Origin of the sequence: Sphingobacterium sp. 40-24, from assembly GCF_001899705.1 — a bacterium.
In the GTDB taxonomy this organism is placed as follows: Bacteria; Bacteroidota; Bacteroidia; order Sphingobacteriales; family Sphingobacteriaceae; genus Sphingobacterium; species Sphingobacterium multivorum.
Window position 1 is genome coordinate 1 of record NZ_MKWH01000007.1, and the last position, 2856, is coordinate 2856.

Annotated in this window: 4 protein-coding genes; 2 read left to right on the top strand and 2 right to left on the bottom strand. The window is 38.4% G+C overall.

All coding sequences use genetic code 11. From position 1 onward, the window contains the following. Positions 1–8: 8 nt before the first annotated feature. Positions 9–623, top strand: a complete 615-nt coding sequence (locus BGP15_RS02295) for a low molecular weight phosphatase family protein (protein ID WP_286768601.1) — start codon at positions 9–11, stop codon at positions 621–623. Positions 624–629: 6 nt separating this feature from the next. Beyond that, positions 630–1658 carry an ACR3 family arsenite efflux transporter gene (gene arsB / locus BGP15_RS02300; protein ID WP_024566640.1) on the top strand — a complete coding sequence of 343 codons (1029 nt, stop codon included), beginning with the start codon at positions 630–632 and terminating at the stop codon, positions 1656–1658. 77 nt (positions 1659–1735) lie between these two features. Here the strand turns inward: arsB and BGP15_RS02305 are convergent, their stop codons facing one another. Then, complete coding sequence (locus tag BGP15_RS02305; RefSeq protein ID WP_286768599.1) at positions 1736–2617, bottom strand: ORF6N domain-containing protein; 882 nt, start codon at positions 2615–2617, stop codon at positions 1736–1738. Next, positions 2607–2856 (bottom strand): topoisomerase C-terminal repeat-containing protein (locus BGP15_RS02310; RefSeq protein ID WP_286768600.1); only part of this gene is annotated, 250 nt, incomplete at its 5' end. The genes BGP15_RS02310 and BGP15_RS02305, both read right to left, overlap by 11 nt.

Genomic DNA, 2856 nt, shown 5'->3' on the forward strand with positions numbered 1-2856 from the left:
AACAAAATATGATGTATCAGAAACTAATCGAAATCATTAACAACAAAATTGGCGTTCACAGTATCAGCGAAGAACGTAAAACGATATTACAGCCGTTAGTAGATTTTGTACAGCAAAAAGTAAACGACAGGCACGATATTAACATCAATTTCATTTGTACCCACAATTCCCGAAGAAGCCATTTATCACAGGTTTGGGCACAGGTAGCGTCCGCACATTTTAATATTCCAAACGTACATTGTTATTCGGGTGGTACAGAAGAAACGGCACTATTCCCCAAAGTCGCAGAAACATTGACCGAACAGGGATTTAATATTTTCAAAATAGCAGATACCAATAACCCTGTATATGCCATAAAGTACAGCGATAATGCTTTGCCGATAATCGGATTTTCAAAAAAATACCATAACCCTTTCAATCCTGTGTCAGCATTCACAGCCATTATGACCTGTTCGCAGGCAGACGGTGGCTGTCCGTTTATAGCAGGTGCGGAAAAAAGAATACCTGTCACATTTGAAGACCCTAAAATATCGGACAATACACCGGAGCAATCAAAGGTATATGCAGAAAGAAGTTTGCAGATAGCAACGGAAATGTTCTATGTTTTTTCAAAAATCAGTTAATAACCAATGCAACCAAAACTAAAATTTCTTGACCGTTACCTTACCTTATGGATATTCCTTGCAATGGCAGTAGGTATAGGTTTGGGATATTTCTTTCCGGGAATATCAAAAATTACAAATGCTTTATCCGTAGGCACTACAAACGTTCCTTTGGCAATAGGTCTGATATTGATGATGTACCCACCATTGGCAAAAGTGGATTATTCATTATTGCCCCAAGCGTTTAAGGATAAAAAAGTAATCGGCATATCCTTATTGCTCAATTGGGTTATCGGTACAGTGCTGATGTTCGGATTAGCCCTTTTGTTTTTACGCAATGAACCCGATTATATGACAGGCTTGATACTGATAGGTTTGGCAAGATGTATCGCAATGGTAATCGTATGGAGCGATTTGGCTAAAGCAAACAGAGAATATACCGCTATGTTGGTTGCATTGAACAGTATCTTTCAGGTACTTTCTTATAGCTTCTTAGTTTGGCTATTCATCAACGTATTACCAAGCAAATTAGGATTAGCCAATTTCAATGTAAGCGTATCAATGAAAGACGTAGCCGAAAGCGTATTGATATATTTAGGTATTCCTTTCTTAGCAGGTTTTATAAGCCGTTACGCATTGATAAAATCAAAAGGCATAGAATGGTATAACCGGAAATTTGTACCCCGAATATCGCCCATTACATTATATGCTTTACTGTTTACGATAGTATTAATGTTCAGTTTAAAAGGAGATAAAATATTAGAGTTGCCAATGGATGTAGTAAAAGTAGCCATACCGTTAATCATCTATTTTGTACTGATGTTTTTCGTCAGCTTCTTTATCAATAAATCCCTAAAAGTTCCTTACGACAAAAACGCCTCAATCGCATTTACAGCCACAGGAAACAACTTTGAATTGGCAATAGCAGTAGCAATAGCGGTTTTCGGTATTCATTCCCCACAGGCGTTTGTAGGCGTTATAGGACCGTTGGTAGAAGTTCCGGTTCTGATATTATTAGTAAGAGCAAGTTTATGGCTAAAGAAGAAATACTACTAAAGCTAATTTAAAAACGATAAGGGTATTTTAAGTGTCAAAATAGCAAAGAAGCCCTCCGAATTTTCGGAGGGCTTCTTTTATGGCTTGTTCAATATTTGAAGCATCCTGCCGACTTCAATATCCATTCTCGAAAAGGCAAACCATTTTTTGCCCAGGTCTTTGAGTGATGCCCCTATATGGTAGAGTTCTGCATTATCAATAATCAAAAATCGGTCGTGGGCATCGGAGAAAACCTCAATATCTACGGGAGGATATTGGCTATTGTAGCGTTGTAAATCTAACCGTAGCTGATTGCTGATGCTTTTGGTAAGGATTGTAGCAGTTACATTGTTTTTACGTTTACCCAACAAAGTAAGCACCGTATCATCCACGTAATTATCAAGCAGGATAATAGAGATTTTGGCACTTCGGATAATATCGGAAACAAAGGCATAGGCATCAAAAACCTGCCCGTTGTAAAAGATACCTTTTTCGCTGTGGAGCTTATCGCTTTCCAAAGCCTTAAAAATCTCTTCAAATTTTTGGTCGGCTTCTAATTGTTTCAGCTCTATATTATCCAAACGATGAAACAAAGCGGCATTGCTGATAAGCATTTTTCGCATTTCTACAAAGGCTTCCATAATTTCAACACTGATTTTAACCGCTATATCTGAACGGAGTATAGCAGAAGCCATTGCGACCCCTTGTTCTGTAAAAACATAGGGCAAATAACGTCTTCCGCCGTAACTCAAACTTGAGGTTCCAAATTGGAACCTCAAGTTTTCAACTTCCTCTTCGGTCAGTTGAAAGCAGAATGATACAGGAAATCGCTCAATATTCCTTTTAACGGCTTTGTTCAGGTTCTTTGTTTCTACTTGATATAAGGCAGCGAGGTCACTATCCAACATTACCTGTTTGCCTCGGATGGTATAAATCAGGTTCCTGATTTCTTTGGGTACGATTGACGGTTTATTTTCCATTGCGTTTTGTGCTTTTATTTTTCTCAAACTCAAAGGAACTTTCGGCGTTTTCTTTCAGTACGATGTACGCATCGAATTTCTTTCCGGCTTTGCTTGTCATTCCTTTGATAAGAGAGGTTTTGCCTTTATTGACAAGGCTTGTTATGTTTTCGATACTGATTTGTACACCGCAGACGGTGCGGAACTGTACCCAGTTACAAGCCTCATCAGGGCATTTCACAATCTTGTCACGGATAATA

Excerpts from the sequence above, each read along its gene's own strand:
- arsB (WP_024566640.1), top strand. The coding sequence starts at position 630 with ATGCAACCAAAACTAAAATTTCTTGACCGTTACCTTACCTTATGGATA.
- BGP15_RS02295 (WP_286768601.1), top strand. The coding sequence starts at position 9 with ATGATGTATCAGAAACTAATCGAAATCATTAACAACAAAATTGGCGTT.
- BGP15_RS02305 (WP_286768599.1), bottom strand. The coding sequence starts at position 2,617 with ATGGAAAATAAACCGTCAATCGTACCCAAAGAAATCAGGAACCTGATT.